General features: G+C 66.3%; 2 protein-coding genes. One reads left to right on the top strand and one right to left on the bottom strand.

The features are described 5' to 3' along the window. The coding region (locus tag AC5RV2_RS18025) for a winged helix-turn-helix domain-containing protein (RefSeq protein WP_494093464.1) at positions 1-355 on the top strand (355 nt) is incomplete at its 5' end. Positions 356-392: 37 nt separating this feature from the next. Here the strand turns inward: AC5RV2_RS18025 and AC5RV2_RS18020 are convergent. Then, positions 393-764 (bottom strand): Hpt domain-containing protein, encoded by a 372-nt coding sequence (locus tag AC5RV2_RS18020; RefSeq protein ID WP_494093463.1) that lies wholly within the window; start codon positions 762-764, stop codon positions 393-395. Positions 765-1,346: the final 582 nt, after the last annotated feature.

Here is a 1,346-nt window from a genome sequence, read left to right as displayed (position 1 = left end):
GGCCGGGGCGGCGAGCCCGGCCGGCGACGGCGTGCTGGAGCACAACGGCATCGTGGTGGATCACCGTGCCCGCACGGTGATCCGGTCCGGGCGCGAGCTGGAACTGACCCGAAGCGAATTCGACCTGCTGTACGCCCTGATGGAAAGCGGCCGGGTGGTGCGGACCAAGGCGGATCTGGTCCGCCGGCTTCGCAACGAGCCCTACAACACCGGCGGCTACATTTCGGACTCCGACGAACGCACCATCGAAGTGCATATGGCCAACCTCCGCCGCAAGCTCGGGGATGACACCAAGTCCCCGCGCTGGATCAAGACAGTGCGCGGGGTGGGCTACAGCCTGGCACCGAAGCGGTGACGCCGCCCGGGCGCGCATTTCCCGCCTGACGGGCGCGCTACTGCAGATGCAGGCTGCGCAGCTGTGACGTCGTCGTCATCCCGCAGGCGCACAGCTCGTCCAAAAGAGTTGCCGCGGCGTCAAAGAGCCGGCCGTTGACCAGGCCTTCGAGATGTTCTGCCATCTGGCCAAGCCGTCCGGCCCCCACCATGCTGCTGGAAATCTTCAAACTGAGGATTGCGTCCATGGCGTCTTCGGCGTCCCGGGCGAGAATGGCGCTGGAGACCCTTCCAAAGCGGTGTTCCCACAGCCCCACGAAATTGCCAATGAAACGGCGGCGCATGCTGCCGTCGTGGTCGTCGAGGTCAGTTGCCAGTTTTTCCAGCACTGCTGGTGAGACCAGAGGAATCTCCGGCGAAATGGCCGTCACGAGAACCCCTGGGGGCCGGACGCGGAGGACTGCCCGGAAAAGAGCATCGGGCGGCGCCCCTTTCAAACTTGTTGCGACTTCGAACTACTTACATCGTAAGCGACTGCCCGGGCCCGCCGAGGCGTGCAGGCGCAACCTTGGGTAACTCTTGAGCACCAATCTCGATTGACGGGTGCTCCGGCCGGGCGGACCGACGGGCGTGGTCCACGGCGTCGCCGGTATCGGGCAGAGCCTCCCGAGCGGACCAGGCGATCCCCCTTATGCCAAAGCTGAGCAAATCTTCAGCGGAAGCCTCCGCGGCCTTAAGCGACATCGGTCACAGTGTTGTCTGTGGTTTCAGACCCCGTGCCCGGGGGCCGGAGGCACAGGCTCCATTAGTCCACCATCCGGTGGGAACAGCCCCAGTACCCTGCCCTTGTCCGTCCGGAGGGAGTGCTCCGGACCCGAGGGTGGTGCTGGGGCTGTTCCTGTTCCTCGTGCTAGCTGCCCAGGCCCGCCCGCCGAAGCGCCTCGGCCATTGCCGTGTCGGCGGAGCCGCCCGGGCCAGGAGTGCGGCCGGTGCCTCCGGCGAACTTGCCACCG

The organism is Arthrobacter sp. Y3225116 (genome assembly GCF_059091245.1).
This window is presented reverse-complemented; position numbering and strand designations above follow the sequence as displayed.